Raw genomic sequence first — 20,597 nt, 5'->3', positions numbered from 1 at the left:
TAACAAATTCTTATTTTTGCTTTATCTACTCATCCTAAATAATTTATAATCTGCTTTATTTTCCTGTTCATTCCTATTCCAAACGATAATTAAAAGGGTAGCCGCTACTCCCAATATACCTACAAAGTAAAATCCTGCTGCAATTCCCATATATGAATTCAAGACACCTGCAAAAAACGGGCCAGCGAACATACCAATTGCGTACAGTGCCTGATATACTCCCATAGCTGTGGCCCTTTTTTGATGGGGAATAGACTCTATCGCCATTCCCAACAACAACGGAAAGAGCAGCCCGAGCGAAAATCCGTTAAATCCCTGTACGATACAGAGTAAAACCTTTGAATTGATTAATGGAGTTAAAAGCGTAAAAAATGCTGTTAATCCAAATGCTATTTTCAAAGATCTCCACTGGCCAAACATTGGAACAAATAGTTTTCCAATAAATAGAGTAGCAATGGCATGAGGAATCATAAATGAGAATACAATCAGACTGATGTCACTGGCCTTCAGTCCAATTTTCAATGCATAGGCAGGGATGAACCCAAACATGGTAGTGAAAATAATGCTGTGAGCCAAAATAGAAAGTAAAGACATTTTTAGAAGCAACGGTTCTCGCATAACGGATGTCAAATCTTTCAATCCTATAGGCTCGCGTTGAACTCCTTCTTTTGGTTCAAAAATAAACAAAGAAAGCAACGCACCGATTGTACTGAGTATTCCACCAATCCAGAATGGAGCGTGCCACCCCCATTCATTTACAATATATCCACTTACACTCATACCTAAGAGTTGCGCCAAAACAACAACAAATGAAATGCTGCCCATGGCACGATGAATTTCCCGATCAGTAAAATAACTAGAGTATAATATTGTAAAAACAACCCAAGTGGCTGCAGCCAGTCCAGCTAGGGAACGGGATAAAAGAACCCATCCTAAGCTATCGGTTAAAGCAAGCCCAAAACAGCTAAACGTACTTACTATCATTCCAAATACGATAAACGGTCTTCTTATTTTCATAAGATCCGAAAAGATTCCAATAGGGAGCCGAAATAAAAACTGCATAAGCCCATAACTACTCAACACAAGACCAACAAAGGTATACTTACCTCCCATTGATTCAAGATAAGGAGACAAAATGGGAACGTAGATAAAATGCGAAAACCACAAAATAAAGGAAACTACTAAAAAGATGTATTTGCCTCGTGTAGCATGTAAGGTATTCAAAGTATCACTTCCATTTAGTTGTCGTCCAAGTAATTTATTTCAAAACCTTGCTAGTTTTATCCATACTAATTCGGGAAATTGGAGTTTCCCCCATCGAACATATAAGAAAGAAAAGTTTTCTTCTTTTTATACAAAAAGGGTTACCTAGAAATTGTTTCTAGGGCACCCTATTTCCTTATGCTTTATAGCTTGTTTTAAATTCTTTCATCTTGTTTTTGACTGCTGCTTTGATCGCCTCTTTAGCTGGCGTGATAATAGCCCGGGGCTCATATACTTTCTCGTCAGAAGCCAAAACCTCACGAATCGCTTGTGCCCACGCTTGGATGCTTTCTGTATTAACATTGATTTTGGCATGCCCAAGTTCAATCGCCTTTTGAATTTGATACTCAGGTATTCCCGAACCGCCATGAAGAACAAGCGGGACGTTCGTCAGTGCAGAGATTTCTTTCATCTCGTCAAAACCAAGTTTAGGCTCACCCTGATACGGTCCATGAACCGAACCAAGAGCCGCTGCCAGGGCATCTACTCCTGCTTCCTTTACAATTCGCAAGCATTCCTTAGGATCGGCATATTGAATTCCGCCAACCAGCCCATCTTCCATACCGCCGACTGTTCCAACTTCTGCTTCCACAGATACTCCTCTTAGGTGTGCATATTCAACAACCTGTTTCGTCATGGCAATATTCTCATCGATCGGATGATGGGAGCCGTCAATCATCACTGACGTAAACCCGGCATCAATCGCCTTTTTACAGCGTTCAAAACTCATGCCGTGATCTAAATGCAATACAACCGGAACGGTGATCCCCATTTCTTCCACAAGGGCTTTGACCATTGCAGCAATCGTTTTAAAGCCGCCCAAATAATCAACAAGCCTGTCAGAGGCTGCCAGTATGATAGGTGCTTGTTCCTCTTGTGCAGCCTGCAAAAATGCTTGAGCCGATTCGAGGTTATTGATGTTGTACTGGCCGACAGCATAGCCGCCTTCCTTCGCTTTAAACAGCACATCTTTCATAGATACTAAAGTCATTAATATCGGTTCCTTTCGAAAAGATATCCATAATTTTACTTATGCTAGCTGTAAATCTGCCATTTAATTTTAATTCGGCCTTCCGGCTTTAAAACCGGAAGGCCGAATTAAAAACATTGTGCTCTTAGTATTCTTATATACAATTTGGAATGGTTATTTTAGTTTTGCAACACCATCAACCATAAAAAGTTAGATCCTCATGTATTAAATATTTAATCCCTCTTTAATATTTAATCCCTCTCTAATGGATTTTAGCGTGACTTCGTTGGACCATTCTGGTTTATCAGGATAAGCGAAGACTGAATTTGTTACAATTCCATCAAATTTCATTTCTCTTAATTTCCGATATAATGCTTCAAAGTTTACTTCCCCTTCACCAGGGTTCAAATGCTGGTGAATGGTTACGTTTGCATTAGGAGGATTCACAATATATCGCAATCCAAATGCTGCTTTATGATTAAGGGTATCGGCAATGAGAACATGAGCGAGTAAATCTCCTGCTTCGTCTAAGTGTTTCTCTACATCGCCAACACCATCATCATAAAAGAAAGCATGTGCAACAGAATATACCAACTTAATCCAATCTTTATCTAGTGCACGAATCATTCGAATGGCTTCTGTATTCAACTCAATAAAATCGTTAGGGTGGGATTGTAAATTCAGTTTAATCCCTTCTTTTTCAAAAAGTGGCATGAGCTCTTCCATTGATTTCACAAAAGCCGCTTCACTTTCAACCGGACGGCTTTTGTCGCCGGCAAATTCGCTGTTCATTAAATCTACTCCTAATTCAGAAGTGATTTCAATACAACGTTTCCAATTTCTCACGGCAGCTTGACGTTCTTCTTCAATTGGTGAAGACCATTGTTGAACAGGAAGTACAGAAGAGATTTTAACACCGGCATCTAAACAATATCTTTTTAAATCTTTTATCAGCTGCTTATCAACCTTTGGATATTCATAAAACCAAATAAAATCTTTACGCGGTGATAACTCCACATATTCATACCCTAATCTAGCAACGGCATCGATCGTATCTTTTAAATTTGTATTATCACGATAATGTGACGGATCATAGGCTAAACGCAATGTAAACATCTCCTTTTTCTGACTGTTTGAATTTAATCGTTATCTGCTGCATGTTCAGCTTCGTGTTCTTATACACAATTCCGAATATTTTTTTTAGTTTTGCAACACCATCAAATTTGTTCATGTATCATTTTCAGATGGTTTTAGCTATTTCTTTTTCACGTTTATAAAAGTCTGGTTTTTCCGCTAATTCAACAGGCTCTTTCTCTCCTGTTTGCTGCGATTTCACACAAGCATCTGCTGTGACAGCCACAATGCAGCCATCCCATGAAGTCGCTCGTCCGTTTTCTTGATTAAGTCTATGAAATACCTTGATTGTCCATAAACTCCAGCGCCTATTAATATCGCTTCGCCTTTTTCAATTTTTCTTGCTTTAATTCATAGGCCTTTTGAACGCCTTCCTGGTTAGACACTTCAGGCACTCCAAGGTTCCACCAGCTGCCCTCGTAGCCGTCTGTCATCGTTTTCGGAAGTACCTTCATTTCAATCAAAGTGGATTTATCTTGTTTTTTCGCATCTTCTAAAGCTGCCTTTAATTCTTCTACCGTATTGGCACGATACGCTTTCGCTCCGTATGCTTCAGCCAATTTGGCATAATCAATATTTAAAATCTGATTGTCATGTGTTCTGAATTCACAATAGTAGCTGCCGTTTCCGAAATCCATTTGTAAGTTATTAATGCAGCCATAGCCGGAATTATCGAAAAGAAGCACATTAATCTTTTTATTGTACTGAATCGCTGTGACGAATTCAGAATGCAGCATTAGGAAACTGCCGTCTCCAACGATGGTATATACTTCTTTGGACGGGTCAGCAAGCTTTAAGCCTAATGTACCGGATACTTCATATCCCATACATGAATAGCCGTATTCAAGATGATACGTATTTGGCACCTCTGCATGCCATAAGCGCTGCAGGTCCCCCGGAAGCGAACCGGCTGCACAAATGATGATGCTGTCAGGGTCAATCGTGTCATTGATCGCAATCAACGCAGTGGTTTGCGGTAATTCCGTATTTAACGCATCCGCATATTCGTTTAATACTTCTTGTGAAAAATGATTTTTTATTTCAGGAGTAAAGTTCTCTCTATTAAATACAACTTTGCTTAAACGATCACGCTCGGCTAACCACTCTTCTTTTAATTCCGTAATGGTATCGCCAAACTCACTTTTGTAGCCTTCCAGCATTGAAATCAATGCCTCAAATGTTGTTTTGGCATCTGCTACCACCGGGAATGCATCCAGCTTGTAGGCCTGCATACGGCTCACATTGATGTTTAAGAACTTCGTTGTTTCAAAGTTAAAAATGGTTTTAGAGGATGTCGCAAAATCTGTAAATCTCGTACCCACTCCAATAATTAAATCTGCCTGCTGTGCGGCTTTATTGGCGGCTTGCGTTCCCGTGATGCCAAGCCCGCCCAAGTTGTTTTTGAAGGAAGACTCAACCGTTGATTTCCCGGCTTGGGTCTCTACTAACGGAATGTTGTATCGTTCCGAAAACTCGATTAAAGCTTCACGCGCTTCTGAATATTTAGCGCCGCCGCCCACCACGACTACCGGCTTTTTGCTCGCTTTGATTAATTCGGCTGCACCATTTAGTTCCCGGTCGTTCGCCGATTTACGATCGATATAATGGACACGCTTTTCGAAGAACTTTTCATCATAATCGAATGCTTCGCCTTCCACATCCTGCGAAATGCAAATCGTAGCGGGACCCGCTTTCGCTGGATCTGTCATCACTTCAAATGCCCGGATTAAAGCCGACATCAATTGCTCAGGGCGGGTCACACGATCCCAATATCTCGACACTGGCTGCAAGGCATCATTGGTTGTAATGGCAATGCTGTGTTCCTGCTCCATTTGTTGTAAAACGGGATCGGGCTGGCGTGTCGCATATGTATCGGCTGGCAGTAATAACACAGGAATGTTATTCGCAAGTGCTGTACCCGCTGCCGTTACCAGGTTGGCGGAACCCGGTCCGCTCGAAGTGGTCACCGCATAGATTTTTTTACGCAGCATTTGTTTACTGTAGGCAATGGCTGTATGGGTCATCCCTTGTTCATTTTTTCCTTGAATGACTTTTAAATGACCCGAATCTTGTTCAAGCGCCTGGCCAATCCCTAGCACATTCCCATGGCCAAAGATATTGAAGATCCCCTCAACGAAAGGAAATTCTTGTCCGTCAATATGAACATACTGCTGGTTAAGAAATTTAATTAAGGCCTGGGCCGTTGTTAATCTGATTGTTCCCATTAGCTGTTCACCTCTACCTCGATTGCTTCATTCTGAGAGCATTCGGCAATTAATTGCTCGATTTCTTCTACCGTTGGCATCGCCTCTGAAGAGCTGTGTTTGCTGACAACGATGGAAGCGGATGCACTGCCGTATTTTAAAGCTATTTCAACCTCTTTTCCGCTGATTAAGGCGTATAAGAAAGCGGAAGCGTAGGAATCACCGGCACCGAACGTTTTTAATACTTTTGTGCGGTAGGCTTGGCCTTTGAATGTTTCTCCTGATTTGGTATAAGCGTATGAACCTTCTACCCCATGTTTAATGACAATCAGTTCAGGAGAATGGTTAAACAAATAACGGATGGTATCTTCGTTTTTCCCGCCTTGTTTGCTTTCCATCACATCGTACTCATCACGAGTTCCGATCACCACGTCTGCCTGTTCTGCCACCAATGAACAATACACAGCGGTTTCCTCAAGGGAATTCCATGAGTACGGGCGGTAGTCCAATTCAAACACTACTTTTACGTCATGTTTCTTCGCCACGCTAACTGCTTTTAGCACCGCTTCACGAGATGGGCTTTTGGATAACGCTGTTCCTGAAACAAGCAGAATTTTGGATTGCTTGATGTACTCCTCATTGACTTCGGAAGGAGACAGATAAAGGTCTGCCACGTCTTGGCGGTACATTAAGATACTGCACTCTTCCGGGCTCTTAATCTCTGTAAAGGCTAAGCCCGTTTTATGCCCTTCTTGGTCCACGACCATATTGGACGTGTCAATGCCGACACCGCGCATGTACTGCTCGATAAAGCGTCCGTGCTGGTCATCCGAGATTTTGCCGATAAATCCGGCTTTTAAGCCTAATTTAGAGCTGCCGATGGCAATATTGGCAGGAGAACCTCCCACATACTTTGTAAAGGTCATCGTGTCTTCCATTGGACGGTTGTACTCCGTTGCATTTAAATCGATGCATGCCCGTCCAACCGCAATAATGTCATATGTTCTTTCTTCATTAAATTCGTATCTCATCTCCGGTAACAGCTCCTTCCATTTTTATTAACGCTTTAAAATCCATTCGTGATCCGGATCGTTGTAAAATTTCCAAATGCGAGTCGGTCCTGCCATGACGTTTAAATAATAGGATGTATAACCATCAGGTACACCAACTGGATGATATCCTGCCGGTACGAGTACAACATCTCCGTTTTCAACCGTTATCGTTTCATCGAGTGAGCGATCATCCGTGTAAACACGCTGGAAGACAAAGCCCTGCAGCGGATTCATTTCATGGTAGTAGGATTCTTCCAAAAAGGACTCATCCGGCAGATTATCTTGATCGTGCTTATGGGGCGGGTAACTCGACCAGTTTCCACTTTCTGTATACACTTCTACCACAAGCAGACTGTTGGCAGTTGGATCCGAATCCGGCAAAATATTGTGTACAAGACGTTTATTGTTGAGTATCCCTCTATTTTCAACGCCGTTATCGGAAGCTTTAATCAGTTTAGTAGGCAATTGCTTATGGGAAGGTGAATAGCATAATGCCACACGAGCCTCTCCGACTCCCTCTATTTCAAAGCTGCGGTCATTTGATACATACACACTGTCTGTTGGAATACGTTCAAATACGCTTTTACGAGTGCCAATATTAGTGAAGGTTTCTTCATGATTGGTCACATTGATTTTTCCTGTTAGAGCCACGATGCAGCACTCTTGCTTTTCTAGTGATTCAGAGTATTTAGCGCCTGACGCTAAATCAATGATCTTAAATCCGACATATTCTAATGGCGAGTTGCCAGCCGTCACTTCCTGAACAACGGTAACGCCTTCGGAAATTTCTCTTTTTTCTGGTTTTCGGAGCAACTTACTCATATGTACCTCCTTATTGTGGGGGTAGAAACAAACCGATTTAGCACCCTGTAGTTGCTCTACTATAGAATCGGGCTCCCCTTTATAACGTCTTTTGTATAAGCCGGCCCCGCCTTTCTTAATGATCAGGATGAGGGGCCGGTTCCTCTCATTTCTATTTAGAAATTTACAGTCAAATCTAGTAACCTAGTGAAATCTCAAATAACTATGCACAAAGCATTTTTTATTCAAATGTCGGTGCTGCGTAGCGTGCAGTCACAACTTTTTTACGCGTATAGAAGTCAACGCTGTCTTTTCCGTTCGCATGTAATGTACCAAAGAAGGATGACTTCCAGCCAGAGAATGGGAAGAATGCCATAGGAGCTGGTACTCCTAAGTTAACCCCTAACATACCTGCATCAATGTTTTCACGGAAGTAGCGGATCGATGCAGCATTTGTTGTAAAGATACAAGCGCCATTGGCAAATTCTGATTTGTTCGCAATTTCAATTGCTTCTTTTAAGTTCTTCACACGCATTACAGATAATACTGGAGCAAAGATTTCTTCTTTCCAGATTGTCATGTCTGATGTTACATCATCAAAGATTGTCGGGCCGATAAAGAAGCCTTCATCCAATGAACGGTCGCGGCCGTCGCATACAACCGTTGCTCCCTCTTCAATTCCTTTTTCGATATAGCCGATTGTACGTTTTCGATTTTCTTCTCTGATAACCGGACCAAGTAATACTCCGTCATCTAAGCCGTTACCAATTTTAATATTGGCTGTTCTTTCTTTCAGTCTAGCTAAAAATTCATCCGCAATTCCTTCTTCTACTGTTACAACTGAGCATGCCATGCAGCGCTCGCCCGCTGAACCGAATGCGGAAGAAATAATATTTGTAATGGTATCTTCTAAATCAGCGTCATTTAAAACGATCGTATGGTTTTTAGCACCTGTTAACGCTTGAACGCGTTTTAAGTTTTCGCTTCCGCGCTTAAATACATATTCACCAACAGGCTTCGATCCAACGAAGGAAATGGCTTTCACTTCAGGGTGGTCTAAGATGCCGTTTACAACGTCATGTGCTCCATGAACGACGTTGAACACACCGTTTGGAAGTCCCGCTTCTGTAAATAGCTCGACTAATTTTTCTGTTAAGAGCGGAGTTCTTTCAGATGGTTTTAAAATAAATGTATTACCAAGCGCAATCGCCATTGGGAACATCCAGCAAGGTACCATCATCGGGAAGTTAAACGGGGCAATTCCACCGACAACCCCGATTGGATAACGATAGTTTGTCGCTTCAACGTCTGTCGCGATTGAGGATAGTGAATCGCCCATCATTAAGGAAGGTGCTCCTGCTGCAAATTCAACATTCTCGATTCCGCGTTGAACTTCCCCTAATGCTTCTGTAAGGCTTTTTCCGTTTTCCTTTGTAATCAAGTGAGCCAATTCTTCTTTATGCTTTGTTAATAATTGCTGGTAGTTAAATAAAATTCTTGCACGACGCGGCACTGCAACGTTCTTCCATTTTTCAAATGCTTTTGCAGCCACTTCTATCGCATAGTCAATATCTTCTTTTGTTGAGATTGGAACCTGGGCTATAACTTCTTTTGTAGCCGGATTATAGACATCTTCATATTTTGTTGTTTTACTTTCAACCCACTCACCATTTATATAATTTTTCAACTTTTCTACTTTCGTTACCGTTTCTTGCATGTACTTTTCCTCCTCAAAAAATATATTTTCGTTTCTATCAATCTATCAATACTAGTGGATTAATAATGAGACATCGTTACAATCTTTTACAAAAAGAAGACAACATATATCAATCATATTTCTATTATGAAAATCTATTTTTACATTTTAGAAATATTATCCCAAATAAAAACTTGATTCATAACCTTCATTATTTTCCCCTCCTAAGTTGATATTCATTAAAACAACCACAATGTAATCGTTATCATTCGGATCAAAAATCACTCGTGAATTTCTCATTTATAATTAAGATTATAGAATAAAACATAATAATCGTATTTCTATTATGAAGACACCTTTTTATATTTTAAAGACATCTTATCAAGCAAACACTTGATTCATAATATATTTCCAGCCCCCCTCTTCGACATCGTTACAATCATTTCTACTCCTAAAAGCACTACGAATTGAAACCTTTTTCACTAATCTCTTTTTCTTTTATTATTGATACTCCACCCATACGGCCCCGTTATCAGCGGAGCGCACACAGTTCTCTACCCAACGGACGCCTTCGACACCAGCTTCAATTCCTGGATACCAAATATCCTTCAACGTTTCCCCACAATCGGCAGCTTCCATTGCCATAGCAAAACGAGTATACAAATTTGACCATGCTTCAAATAAACCCTCTGGGTGCCCGCCGCCGATGCGGTCATCTGCCAATGCTTCTGGATAGAGATAGTCCATTCCACGTTCTAAGATTTGTGCCGGTTTACCCTGTATTTCATAACGAAGCTGATTAGGCTGCTCATCCCACCATTCAATACTAGCTTTAGAACCGATAACACGAATCTTCTGCCCGTGCATGGAACCGGCATTTACGCAAGAAGACCACACAGTCCCAATCGCACCGTTATCGTATTCCATTATGGTATAAGCATTGTCCTCCAGTGGAGCACGGCTCTTGACAAAGCTCTGGCGAGTACACAATAGTTTTGTAATTTTCATATTTGGCAACATAATTTCAGACAAGAATAACGGATGTGTTCCTACATCCCCCAGCACATAGCTCGGCCCTGCAACTTTTGGATCAACGCGCCATTTCGTACTAGGATTATCGGCTTCAACAGCCTCACAGTGAAAACCGTGTGCAAACTGCATATTTACAATTCGTATTTCACCTAAATCGCCTTTTGCAATCATCTGACGGGCCTGCTCTATCATCTGATGCCCTGAATAACCATATGTAATTCCGACAACACGATTCTTCTTCTTTGCAAGAGCCTCCAGTTCTTTTGCCTCTTCGGTAGTAAAACACAGCGGCTTTTCACATACTACATGCAAACCAGCGTTTAGTGCCGCCTTGCAGATTTCATAGTGAGTACCATTTGGAGTTGCAACGGAAACAGCTTGAATGCCATCTTCACGTTTAGCCTCTTCTTCAAACATGGTTTTGTAATCGGGATAGCAACGCTCTGGAGCGACATGTAAATTCATTCCAAAGTCTTTGCCGCGTTCCGGGTCAATATCAAACGTACCAGCAACTAATTGAAAATTATGATCACGCAATGCAGCTGAACGATGAATGTATCCAATCTGACTTCCTCGTCCACCGCCTACCATTGCCCAACGAATCGGATTTTCTACTTTTTTTTCACCATTGATCATAAATGATTTCTCCTATTCTTATATTTTTTAAATTAATAACCAACACTTTTTAAATAAGCAATACTCTGACTCACATCTCTTAAACTAGTATCAGAATTTCTAGGGTCACGTTCTTGTTCGATCGTGATGTACCCATGATAATTAATTTCCTTCAGCAATTTATGAATAGAATCATAGTCAATGATTCCTTGTCCAATCGGACACATCACTCCCTGGGCGCAAGCATCGAAGAAGCGAATATGCTCACCCATCACCCGCTGATATACATCTAGATCAATGTCCTTAAAATGGATATAATCCAATCGATCCGCACAGTCTCGAAGCCATTGCACCGGATCCATTTTTGAGTAATACAGGTGCCCCGTATCGAGACAAAGTCCCACAGTTTCATATGGAATGTCCTGCAAAAGTTTTTCGATTTCATCTTCAAATTCGATATAGCCGCCTGCGTGAGGATGAATGACGGCACGTACTCCATATTTCGTCCAAGCCCGCTCCGCGAGTGTACGGATGTGCGACATCATGTTATTCCAGTCCTGTGCGGATAAGCGCTTCGCTTCATCAGGATGTCCAGCTTTCCAATCCCTTTCGTCATGTCCCCAATCAATTAGTACCAAATAAGGGGTCGGAAAGCGTTGCCATTTTTCCTGTGAAGAGGGTGGAAGTTTGGTAATGAGAGAACAGATGTCGTCCACCTGATGCAATAAGTTTTCCAAATTGGATTCCGTTACCAAATCATCAAAAATTGTTCCTGCAATAATCGTCAAATCGTTTTTCGAGAGCTCCGCTTGTACTCTTTCAATGTCCATTGGAATATATCCATAAGGCCCCAGCTCAATACCTTTATAACCAGCTTGCGATGCTTCTTGTAACACCCGCTCCCATGGTGGAAGATATGGATTTTTTGGATCATCCACACCCCAACAACAAGGTGCTCCTGCAATTTTAATCCCCATTTCAAACACCTCAATCTATTACTTTTATGATAAATCTTCTTCATTTCTATCTTTCAGCGGACATAGTCCAGTCGATTTTCGTATGTTTATTTATTGTTTAACTTCAAACTCTGCTGCAAGTAAAGCTTCTTCAGATTCAAGATTAAATTTTTAAACGCTTACAATTATTGTTCTAAAATGGACAGTTGTTCTTATTGGGCCTTAATAACTGATTCCTTTGTGTCACCTTTATCGTATTGTGAACGGAAATGCTCTTCCAACTCTTCAAGTGTACGTCCATTTGTTTCTGGCATAAATTTGTACACGAAACCGATCCCCAATAAGCCAACAGCGACGAAAACAAAGAATGTAGTAGATAAACCCACAGAGCTTAGCAAGATAGGAAAAGTAAAGCCAATGATAAAGTTTAAGATCCATAGGAAAAATATACTTATACCAGAACCAAGACCTCTTAACCTTTGCGGGAATATTTCCGCAATTACTAACCATGTTACCGGTCCAACACACCCTTGCATAAAGGCAAGGAATAAAACTGTTAAAGAAAGCACAATATACGGGAGTGCAGCAGATCCTTTAAATACCATTGAGAATATTGCGATAAGTAACAGTGCTGTTGTGGTTCCAGACAAACCAATAATCAACATTGGACGACGGTTAACCTTACCAACCAGCCAAATACCGAATATTACTGCAATGACTGAAATAAGTCCATTAGCAATGTTAGCGATTAATGCAGCTTTCGTACCGAAACCAGACTCTTGAAGAATTTGAGTTCCATAATACATAATTGAGTTGACACCTGTAATTTGATTCACCATGGCAACTCCAATCCCAATTAACAAAATGCGGCGTAACCATGGTGCAGAAAAGTCTTTAATAGATGCCTTTTCAAGCCCTGACTCTTTTTTTACTGCTGCTTCAATTTCATTGAATTCAACTTTAGCCCGTTTCTCGTCACGTATTTGTTCAAGGACACGCAACGCCTCCCTATTTTTCCCTTTTGAAGCTAGCCACCGTGGGCTCTCTGGAACAATGAGCATACTTACAAATAGTACTAAAGCTGGAATTGCGCAAAGGACGAGCATGTATCGCCAAACATGTCCAGTATCAGCCATTGTAACACCAAGAATAGCATTGAAAACGTAGGCTAATAATTGCCCGCCGGTAATCATCAGTTCATTCTGAGTAACCATTTGCCCTCTTTTCTCATGAGGTGCCATTTCCGCTAAAAAAGCCGGTACCATAGATGATGCTCCTCCAACGGCAATCCCAAGTAAAAACCTAAAGACAACCATTATTGAAACATTGGGGGCAAATGTAGTTCCAAGTGTTGCCAACAAGAATAACAATGAAAGATTAAGGAGCATTTTACGACGACCATAGCGGTCTGCCAGTTTACCGCATATCAACGCACCAAATGCCGCTCCCAATAGAAGTGAACTCGTAACAAGACCTTCTGTAACTGGTGTTAGATTAAGTTGGTCAGGCCTTCCCATAAAAGGTAAAGCGCCATTAATAACCCCAGTGTCATATCCAAAGAGAAGCCCCCCGAATGTCGCAGAAATCATAATGATTTGCAAATAACTTTTATAATTTCTTGGTTTCTTACTTACTTGAATACTCATGCGTTATCATCCTCATTGGTTATTTTTTATTAACTTCCAATTCATACACTCGTTCGTTTTGCCTTATCTTCAAAACTAACAATCATATAGAATAGCGTTTGTTGATAACGTTTTCACGATTTCTTGATGTAAGGGAAACTAAAAACTATACCGCTTACTCTAGCTGAGCCTTAAGCACTTGAAACAACCTAACATTACACTAATCAATTAAGCGAGAACCACATGAGCCAATTTCGTCTCTTCAGCATCTGCCATTTCACTTATTTGTTCTATTTCGAGTTTGTTTCCCATTCTATATTCCCCCCTTTCTTGAATACACCTTATGCTTGTATGACTAACACCCAAAATGTAAAGCGCTTTACATTATGTATAAATTGAAGTTGTAGGCTATTTAAAAAGTACTATATAACCAAATACCGAAAGCGCTTTATGTTTTTGTAAATTCATTGTATAATATTCAGTATATTTTGTAAATAGGTTTCTTAAAGTTAAAATTTCACCTTCATTACAAAATATATTTCAAATAAATTCAGATTCTACAAAAGTTCGATGGTAACGATCTGTTTATAAAATACGCTATATATTTGTATGATTGATAATCTCCGAATGTAAAGCGCTTTACATTTTACATGTTAATCTTACAAAACATCTATATATAAATGATTTATAATTTCGACGTTTTCATTTGCTATTTCGAACAAAACGGCATGGGCACTTACCTCCTCTCTCTGGTTTACTCTTGCATGGGCCACTACAAGGGTTTGACCGCTTCTGCACGCCGCCGGATGCTCTCGCCCCACTATAAAAAGACGATTTTTTTATTCAGTTATATATAAAATACTTTGTATAATCATACTATCGAAAACACTTTATATTTTTGGCAATTCAACTGTATAATCCTCAACATGTTTTGCAAATCCCCTATATGATAAAGAAACACGCCCCGAATTATCAACTTGAATGTGTAAAAGCATATATTTTTAATCAAACGTTCTTAACAGATATGTTAAAGAATCCTTGACCTGCACATTTGGCTCATGATTAAAAGTGATGCTGAACATATTCACAGAACATGTTCAGCATCACCGCAATATAAAGGATTCAATTATCGAACCAGCTAGCTGCTCCGTCTTCTTCCCCGAACACGGCACGGTAGCGATACCATCGAAGTTAATCTCACGCAACTGGGAGAAAAAGTACATCATTCGTTTTGTATAGAAGGTACATTTCTAAGCTGCACTGGACATGAACTCGTTGATTTTCGAATAATTAACTTGGGTAACATTAAAATCTTTTGTTTTTCTATGCTTTTCCCTTTTATCTCTTCTATAAGTAAATCTACAGCCCGGGAACACATATTTTGAACAGGTACTTCTACTGTTGTCAAAGGAGGATCGCTACTCTTAGACAACAAAGTATTATCAAATCCAGTAATAGAGAGATCTTCAGGAATCTTTAAATTTTTTTCCCGTACCCCCAGAAGAGCTCCAATCGCCAACACATCATTACAAGAAATGATTGCAGTAGGCGGATTTGGAGAATCCAATAAGAAAGTTGTCAAATGTTGGGCATGTTCCGGGCTTGAATCACTTATAACAATCAAGTCTTCAGTAATATCAAGATCATTATCTTTTAATGCTTGTTTGTATCCACGAATACGCTCCTGACTGCTCGAATTGTCTTCCGCAATAACCGCAATCCTTGTATGGCCCAGAGAAATCAAATGAGAAGCCAGATCATAGCCTCCCATGAAATTGTCGACTGTTACGGTTGTAATGGATGAGTACGGCTGGGACTCAGAAAGAAGTATAATTGGAACATTATCCCTTAACAGCTCTAAAATTACCTCTCTGTTTCTAAAACCGCCGGCTAAGATAAATCCATCTACACTTTTCTGCCTTAGTAAAGATACGTAACGCTCTTCTTTCTCCAATTTCAAGTCGGTACTGCAAATTACAACATTAAATCCATATTCATGGGCCCGATCCTCTACTCTGCGAGCCATTTCCGCAACCAAAGGGTTAGCTATGTCCGGCAACAAGAATCCTATTGTAGATGTCCGCTTGCCTGTTAAGGCAGATGCAAGGACGCTTGGTTTATAATTTAATTCTTGCATTGCTTCTAAAACTTTTTGTTTGGATTTCTTCCCGACCGGTTGATTATTTATAACCTTTGAAACCGTAGATATTGAAACTCCTGCTTTTTCTGCTACATCATAGATAGTTGCTTTCATTTGTTGCATACCTTCTTTCTATCGTACGAGTCACCAGTTAGATTACTTTCATAGTAACTTGATCAACTTTATAACATTTGCACAAGAATTTTGAAAATTCTTGTTTTTTCTAATTAATATAGTAATCGCCTTTTTATCAAGGAATGAACGCTTAACCTTATTACTAATTCGACTGTATAATCGTTAATCAGAAAGCCCTTTATATACTTAACTATTGATATTGCAAACAATTTATACTACCTTTTATCGCAATCAAATCGAAAGCGCTTTATATACCGCTATTGTACAGCTATATTCCAAAATTTTCAATACTTTTAATATTGGACGAGATTATTTATTCCACCTTATCCTTCTCAAGATTTTTTGTTTTTACGAGAATCGATTAATAAGGCGGTTACAATAATGGCTCCCATAAAATTCGAAAATGGAAGCCAATGTATCTCGAATATAAAAAGAGGAGTAAAATCATTGGTATCCCCTTACAGATAAACACTATTTTCTAAGATATAAATTTTTCTGCAAAAATTCTTGAAGAACTTTTTCGGGATTCCTCCTAGTCCCCCGTGCATCCCCCATCAACTTGTCAAAACACTTTAAACAAGCCGAACAGCTTCAAACTTCTTTGCTACTACATACGAATCTCCGAATAGAAAAACCTTATACTTTTTATCTTTGCGTTTTCTTTTGGAAGGAATAACTGAAGTCTTTAATCCGTAACCGTTTAATACCTTAGCATATTCATGAATTAAATCTTCTGGCGCTTCTGCAAACAAACCAAAGTTGGCGTTCAATATCCAACCAATACCTTCACTATTTATGTAAGTATCAAAAGGAATTAATCCTTTTGTAACCTCACTATGCTTTATGTATAAGTCACCAATAACCTTGTTGATATCCTCTACAGTCCCTTGAAAATAAAGACTGCTAAAATCTTTTGTGCAGTCCCATAAGTAAGGGTGTTCATTTAAAACCTTAAAATCATCAGAGTAAAAGTAATTTACTTCTAATCTATGTTCCTTAAATTCTTCACAAGCGACTTGCCACTTTTGAATTATCTTATGATTATCTTCATACTCTAAATCAAATGTCAGTAAGAGAATTTCCTCTCTTAGTTCAAAGTTGACTAAACTTAAATAAATATCACTTTCAAATATCTCGCTACAAATAGTTTGTATCATTTTTTCAAGCAGAGGAATCAACTCCCGTATTTACTGTTCTTAGGAATAGTTAGTTTCTTAATAAAAGTGCCATTTTTGAACAGCTCCGCAGCTTCCTTTGCACACCTACTAAAATCAGATGCAACGTTCCACAGTTGCGGCGGTGTGATGCGGATTTCTGTCATTATCTTTCCTCTTTTTTCTACATTTTAACATAGGAGCAATGTCCTAAGCAGGGATAATGTTAGGAGGTTCTTATCGACTGTAATAACACGAGGTTTGGAGACATGATAAGAAGCCAAGGCTTTCTTAAAAAAGCGCTTGGCTGATGAAAATGTGTTCAAAACCAAATATTAGATATATACAAAAGTATATTGTAAGCGTTATCATTAACTAAAACATAAAGAAAAGGGGATACAGTTATGAGCCTACATGCAAGCAAAATTCCAATTGTATTACACGATTTAAAACAAATAGCCGGGATTAATGCATACTACAAAAACGGTATCTTCTACTTGGAAACGAGTGAAATTGAGTTTAATAATGGGCTATTTGTATGCACAAGTGAACAGCGTAAATTAATTGAGCTCTGCAGAATAATCAATTTTTATCTATACGAATTAGACACGCATCTACAAGGGGCTTAATAGCTTCCTTTTCCTTCCCTACATGTTCCTGTTCTCTTTAGGAGAACGTAGGATGAGGTTTCATCACGACTTAATAATTGTTAAGCTATCGGAACCATTAGTTAAATGAAAAACGATGACAAGTCAATTAAACGATAGTTATCGTTTTGTATGATAAAAATCAACATTTAACGAACAAAGCCTTTATTGACATATCTCTATTGTGTAGATAATTGATTAAAAACCCATACATCACTGAAAGAAACCTAAATTGCTCCACATGAAACTTAGAAAAAACACCTAGGTTACCCGTCTTCCCATATTTTATGGAGGAACAGGTAGCCTAGGTGTTTTGTTTGTATCTCATTTTATGGACTCACTTCGGTTTAGAGCGAGTTTTGATTAAACTTTATTTTAAACCAACAGGACATTTAGGAATATGTTCTGGTATTTCACTGGATGAGTTTTATCAACTAACTCTTCTTCTCTAAAAACTTTGTATTTGCTTAGTGTATCTACAATACATTTAGTAGCAATCAACCCATGTTCTTAAGACAACTCTTTCATATTACCTTTAGAATTAAGCATCTAAGACATGACTTAAACAAAAGTTAAGGAATATATCGCATACTATCATTCTTCCTTCCTTTTCCTAATTGAATGATAAACCAACAGCATAACTATGCACATGAGGGACGAGGAATGGCCCTCGTCTTTTGCGTCTTTGTGAACAAAAAAAGAGACATCCAAATTGGAGACCTCTTAACTATTATTTTACTCCGCGTCTGATACGTACAACAGGCTATTCTCTATCAGGAAAAAGCGATGAAGACCTAGTAAATTTAATCTGTGAGATATTTGTTAATATCGACTCTAAAATCCATATAGAGCAAAGAGATATTGATGCAAAAATCCAATTAGGAAGTAAGTCTTCCAGTACGACAAGAATAATGAATGAGGCAACCGTAACAAGACAAGGAACCACCAGTGCCTGTTTCATACTAATCATTCCCACTCTCCTCTAAAATAATATGGAGACAAGTAAATATACGACAAATATTGGAAAATACCTCTAAAATCCTCATGAAAAATCAAGATACAAGTACATCCGTACCTTCCTGTAAACGGACCTTTATTTAATACTTAAATTATCATTCCGATTTTTACCACAAATTCTTTTTAATTGTATAGCAGGTGGGAATTTTCTGTACTTATTTCGTTTTAGCTTCCATACTTTATGTATGTAGGATATTCTTATCAATTTTCCCCATTACTTTAACTCGTAGGAACATTAACTTTAGAACTCTGCTAATGGATAAGCAAGTTAATAATTGTACTTGAAAATGGAGTGATACGATGAATAAGACGTATGATGTCATCATTACCGGTGCTAGATGTGCCGGCTCTACCCTGGCAATTTATCTTGCTAAGGCAGGTTTCCATGTGTTGTTAGTGGACCGATCGAATTTTCCAAGGGACACATTATCAACCCATACCTTTTTCAATAATACTGTCGCTCTTCTTCGAGAAATCGGTGTCCTGGACAAGTTATTGGAAACAAAAGCACCGCCGGTACGGGATATTAAATTTCAATTTGAGGATACCGTGATAGAAGGTCTCATCCCTGAGGTTTACGGAGAGGACAGTTGTTATTGTATTAGAAGAACTTATCTCGATCATATTCTACTTGAACAAGCCAAATCTCAAATGAATGTAACTGTTTTAGAAAGATTTCGTGTGACGGATGTCATCCGTGATGACGAAACAGTGATAGGCGTGAAAGGTTTAGACGGCAACAACGAGAAACAAGAATTTTTAGCTCGCCTAGTAGTCGGGGCAGACGGCCGATCCTCTATTATTCGCAAGCTGGTAAAAAGTGAACTCAAAATAAGTATTCCGGCAACAGTCGGCATCTATTTCGGGTATTTCTCTGGATTTCGCCACGATAATGTCCCTAAATTTGAAGTATACAAGATAAAAGATAACACAGCCATTCTCTTTCCGACGAATGATGATTTATATGTAATTGTCGGCATTTTCCCATTAGAAAATAAGGAATTGATAGAACGGTTGAAATTAAATCCGGAAAGCTGTCTACGCAATTTCTTAACAGATAACTTTCCGAATACAACAATTGGGGCGCGCTTGAAAAATGCAGAACTAGTAGAACCAGTCAAAGGCATTCTCGGATATGATAATTACTGGTATAAAGGAATGGGAAAAGGATGGGCGTTGGTTGGAGATGCAGTTTGTTTTAAAGATCCTGGCATGGCGCAAGGTATCTATGATGCTATATGTGGAGCACGTATATTATCCAATATTCTATCAAAATATAAGGGACAATCCGATCAATCAAATCAAATGTCTGAAGAATATCAAAAGGCAATAGAAAATGAGTTTATGGTTCGGTTTCACATGGGATGCCAAATTTCGAAGAATGAACGCATATCTGAACAACAGGGTGCTGTCAACAAGCTAATCAGTTCCCATCCAGCGGCTATAGAGAAGTTTTTAGGGATTTACAATTATGCAAACGAGCCCGCTGCTTTAGAAAAAGAACTCGTACGAATTATGCAATCGATCTAGCAATGATTTTTAGAGATTAAGTGATTCAAGTACAAAAATAATTCGCTACGAACATAGAGCAACAGATACTTAGTATAGAGTACCGCCACACATCCATCAACTTAAGAGTTTAGACTATACTCAAAGTTAAAAGCACGTTACGATTCTTTTATGTTAATGAGAAAGGGTGACGTGCTTTTAATGAAGATGCATCAAACACAAGAGTTATCTTTATTTGCCGAAGAGTTATATCGATATATCTCCCACTGTACTTAATCAACTAGCTATAGAAGCAGGCGGAATGAAACGAAAACGAAAATGTCACGGACACCATTTTTTATCTTTGTGCGTATGGCTCAATCAACAAGTCGCCACTACTTCTCTTACTCAACTTTGTAGTCAATTTGTCTTCAGATATAATCAATTTAGTAAAGACAAAAAAGTACCCCTATCAATAGAGGTACCTTTAGCAATCTAACCTATTTCGATGCTGGAGCCAGAGCGACTTCGGGTGATGTTACCTTGTCATAAAAATCTACGAATTTGTCACGATCGGCGCTATCACGGTAAGCCATGGCGACACGTGGATGTTCATTAAGTACACCAGAGATCATGTAAGGTATGATATAGCCCCACTCCCACTTTTG

At 39.2% G+C, this 20,597-nt stretch carries 15 protein-coding genes and 4 pseudogenes; 3 read left to right on the top strand and 16 right to left on the bottom strand.

Translation table 11 applies throughout. The features are described from left to right. Nucleotides 1-21 precede the first annotated feature (21 nt). The 15 genes and pseudogenes from H540_RS0126105 to H540_RS33675 all read right to left on the bottom strand — a co-directional run. A complete protein-coding gene (locus H540_RS0126105) occupies nt 22-1,224 on the bottom strand; it encodes an MFS transporter (RefSeq protein WP_028403077.1) in 1,203 nt (400 codons plus the stop codon). 175 nt (nt 1,225-1,399) lie between these two features. Then, a complete protein-coding gene (gene fba, locus H540_RS0126100; protein ID WP_028403076.1) occupies nt 1,400-2,254 on the bottom strand; it encodes a class II fructose-1,6-bisphosphate aldolase in 855 nt (284 codons plus the stop codon). 204 nt (nt 2,255-2,458) lie between these two features. Continuing rightward, nucleotides 2,459-3,340, bottom strand: a complete 882-nt coding sequence (locus H540_RS0126095) for a sugar phosphate isomerase/epimerase family protein (RefSeq protein ID WP_028403075.1) — start codon at nt 3,338-3,340, stop codon at nt 2,459-2,461. Between the two features lie 133 nt (nt 3,341-3,473). Next, nucleotides 3,474-3,614: pseudogene (locus tag H540_RS33685) on the bottom strand (inositol 2-dehydrogenase); the annotation flags it as partial. 64 nt (nt 3,615-3,678) lie between these two features. Further along, nucleotides 3,679-5,592, bottom strand: a complete 1,914-nt coding sequence (gene iolD / locus H540_RS0126080) for a 3D-(3,5/4)-trihydroxycyclohexane-1,2-dione acylhydrolase (decyclizing) (RefSeq protein WP_028403074.1) — start codon at nt 5,590-5,592, stop codon at nt 3,679-3,681. Beyond that, nucleotides 5,592-6,602 (bottom strand): 5-dehydro-2-deoxygluconokinase, encoded by a 1,011-nt coding sequence (iolC, locus tag H540_RS0126075; protein ID WP_028403073.1) that lies wholly within the window; start codon nt 6,600-6,602, stop codon nt 5,592-5,594. The genes iolD and iolC overlap by 1 nt, the downstream gene beginning before the upstream one ends. A 27-nt stretch (nt 6,603-6,629) precedes the next feature. Next, a complete protein-coding gene (iolB, locus tag H540_RS0126070; protein WP_028403072.1) occupies nt 6,630-7,445 on the bottom strand; it encodes a 5-deoxy-glucuronate isomerase in 816 nt (271 codons plus the stop codon). 220 nt (nt 7,446-7,665) lie between these two features. After that, the gene (iolA, locus tag H540_RS0126065) at nt 7,666-9,141 is read right to left on the bottom strand and encodes a methylmalonate-semialdehyde dehydrogenase (RefSeq protein WP_028403071.1); all 1,476 of its coding nucleotides are present in this window, start codon (nt 9,139-9,141) and stop codon (nt 7,666-7,668) included. A gap of 480 nt (nt 9,142-9,621) precedes the next feature. Beyond that, on the bottom strand, nt 9,622-10,788 hold the full coding sequence (locus tag H540_RS0126060; protein ID WP_028403070.1) for a Gfo/Idh/MocA family protein: 1,167 nt from the start codon (nt 10,786-10,788) through the stop codon (nt 9,622-9,624). Nucleotides 10,789-10,820: 32 nt separating this feature from the next. Beyond that, nucleotides 10,821-11,744 (bottom strand): sugar phosphate isomerase/epimerase family protein, encoded by a 924-nt coding sequence (locus H540_RS0126055; protein WP_028403069.1) that lies wholly within the window; start codon nt 11,742-11,744, stop codon nt 10,821-10,823. A 191-nt stretch (nt 11,745-11,935) separates the two neighbouring features. Then, nucleotides 11,936-13,369 carry a sugar porter family MFS transporter gene (locus H540_RS0126050; protein ID WP_081415286.1) on the bottom strand — a complete coding sequence of 478 codons (1,434 nt, stop codon included), beginning with the start codon at nt 13,367-13,369 and terminating at the stop codon, nt 11,936-11,938. 1,201 nt (nt 13,370-14,570) lie between these two features. Then, nucleotides 14,571-15,602, bottom strand: coding sequence for a LacI family DNA-binding transcriptional regulator (locus H540_RS30955; protein WP_034671975.1), 1,032 nt, complete (start codon nt 15,600-15,602; stop codon nt 14,571-14,573). A 593-nt stretch (nt 15,603-16,195) separates the two neighbouring features. Further along, nucleotides 16,196-16,801 (bottom strand): hypothetical protein, encoded by a 606-nt coding sequence (locus tag H540_RS0126035; protein ID WP_155891153.1) that lies wholly within the window; start codon nt 16,799-16,801, stop codon nt 16,196-16,198. Further along, a complete protein-coding gene (locus tag H540_RS33680; protein WP_155891152.1) occupies nt 16,798-16,944 on the bottom strand; it encodes a hypothetical protein in 147 nt (48 codons plus the stop codon). Before H540_RS33680 ends, H540_RS0126035 begins: the two co-directional genes overlap by 4 nt. Before the next feature lie 66 nt (nt 16,945-17,010). Then, nucleotides 17,011-17,088, bottom strand: a pseudogene (locus tag H540_RS33675) (IS6 family transposase); the annotation flags it as partial. Nucleotides 17,089-17,181: 93 nt separating this feature from the next. Between H540_RS33675 and H540_RS0126025 the strand changes: the two are divergent. The 3 genes and pseudogenes from H540_RS0126025 to H540_RS32720 all read left to right on the top strand — a co-directional run. Continuing rightward, nucleotides 17,182-17,406 (top strand): hypothetical protein, encoded by a 225-nt coding sequence (locus tag H540_RS0126025; protein WP_028403066.1) that lies wholly within the window; start codon nt 17,182-17,184, stop codon nt 17,404-17,406. A 1,335-nt stretch (nt 17,407-18,741) separates the two neighbouring features. Continuing rightward, on the top strand, nt 18,742-19,971 hold the full coding sequence (locus tag H540_RS0126015; protein WP_028403064.1) for an NAD(P)/FAD-dependent oxidoreductase: 1,230 nt from the start codon (nt 18,742-18,744) through the stop codon (nt 19,969-19,971). A 180-nt stretch (nt 19,972-20,151) separates the two neighbouring features. Beyond that, nucleotides 20,152-20,353, top strand: a pseudogene (locus H540_RS32720) (IS4 family transposase); the annotation flags it as partial. 76 nt (nt 20,354-20,429) lie between these two features. On the opposite strand, the pseudogene H540_RS34985 reads toward H540_RS32720, so the two are convergent. Continuing rightward, nucleotides 20,430-20,597 (bottom strand): annotated as a pseudogene (locus tag H540_RS34985) (nucleoid-structuring protein H-NS); the annotation flags it as partial.

It is taken from the genome of Ectobacillus panaciterrae DSM 19096, assembly GCF_000430785.1.
Lineage (GTDB): Bacteria > Bacillota > Bacilli > Bacillales > Bacillaceae_G > Ectobacillus > Ectobacillus panaciterrae.
This window is presented reverse-complemented; position numbering and strand designations above follow the sequence as displayed.

Coding starts and splice junctions, on each gene's coding strand:
- H540_RS33680 (WP_155891152.1), bottom strand. CDS start 16,944: ATGACAGAAATCCGCATCACACCGCCGCAACTGTGGAACGTTGCATCT.
- iolC (WP_028403073.1), bottom strand. CDS start 6,602: ATGAGATACGAATTTAATGAAGAAAGAACATATGACATTATTGCGGTT.
- iolD (WP_028403074.1), bottom strand. CDS start 5,592: ATGGGAACAATCAGATTAACAACGGCCCAGGCCTTAATTAAATTTCTT.
- H540_RS0126015 (WP_028403064.1), top strand. CDS start 18,742: ATGAATAAGACGTATGATGTCATCATTACCGGTGCTAGATGTGCCGGC.
- H540_RS0126050 (WP_081415286.1), bottom strand. CDS start 13,369: ATGAGTATTCAAGTAAGTAAGAAACCAAGAAATTATAAAAGTTATTTG.
- fba (WP_028403076.1), bottom strand. CDS start 2,254: ATGACTTTAGTATCTATGAAAGATGTGCTGTTTAAAGCGAAGGAAGGC.
- iolB (WP_028403072.1), bottom strand. CDS start 7,445: ATGAGTAAGTTGCTCCGAAAACCAGAAAAAAGAGAAATTTCCGAAGGC.
- H540_RS0126060 (WP_028403070.1), bottom strand. CDS start 10,788: ATGATCAATGGTGAAAAAAAAGTAGAAAATCCGATTCGTTGGGCAATG.
- H540_RS0126055 (WP_028403069.1), bottom strand. CDS start 11,744: ATGGGGATTAAAATTGCAGGAGCACCTTGTTGTTGGGGTGTGGATGAT.
- iolA (WP_028403071.1), bottom strand. CDS start 9,141: ATGCAAGAAACGGTAACGAAAGTAGAAAAGTTGAAAAATTATATAAAT.
- H540_RS30955 (WP_034671975.1), bottom strand. CDS start 15,602: ATGAAAGCAACTATCTATGATGTAGCAGAAAAAGCAGGAGTTTCAATA.
- H540_RS0126025 (WP_028403066.1), top strand. CDS start 17,182: ATGAGCCTACATGCAAGCAAAATTCCAATTGTATTACACGATTTAAAA.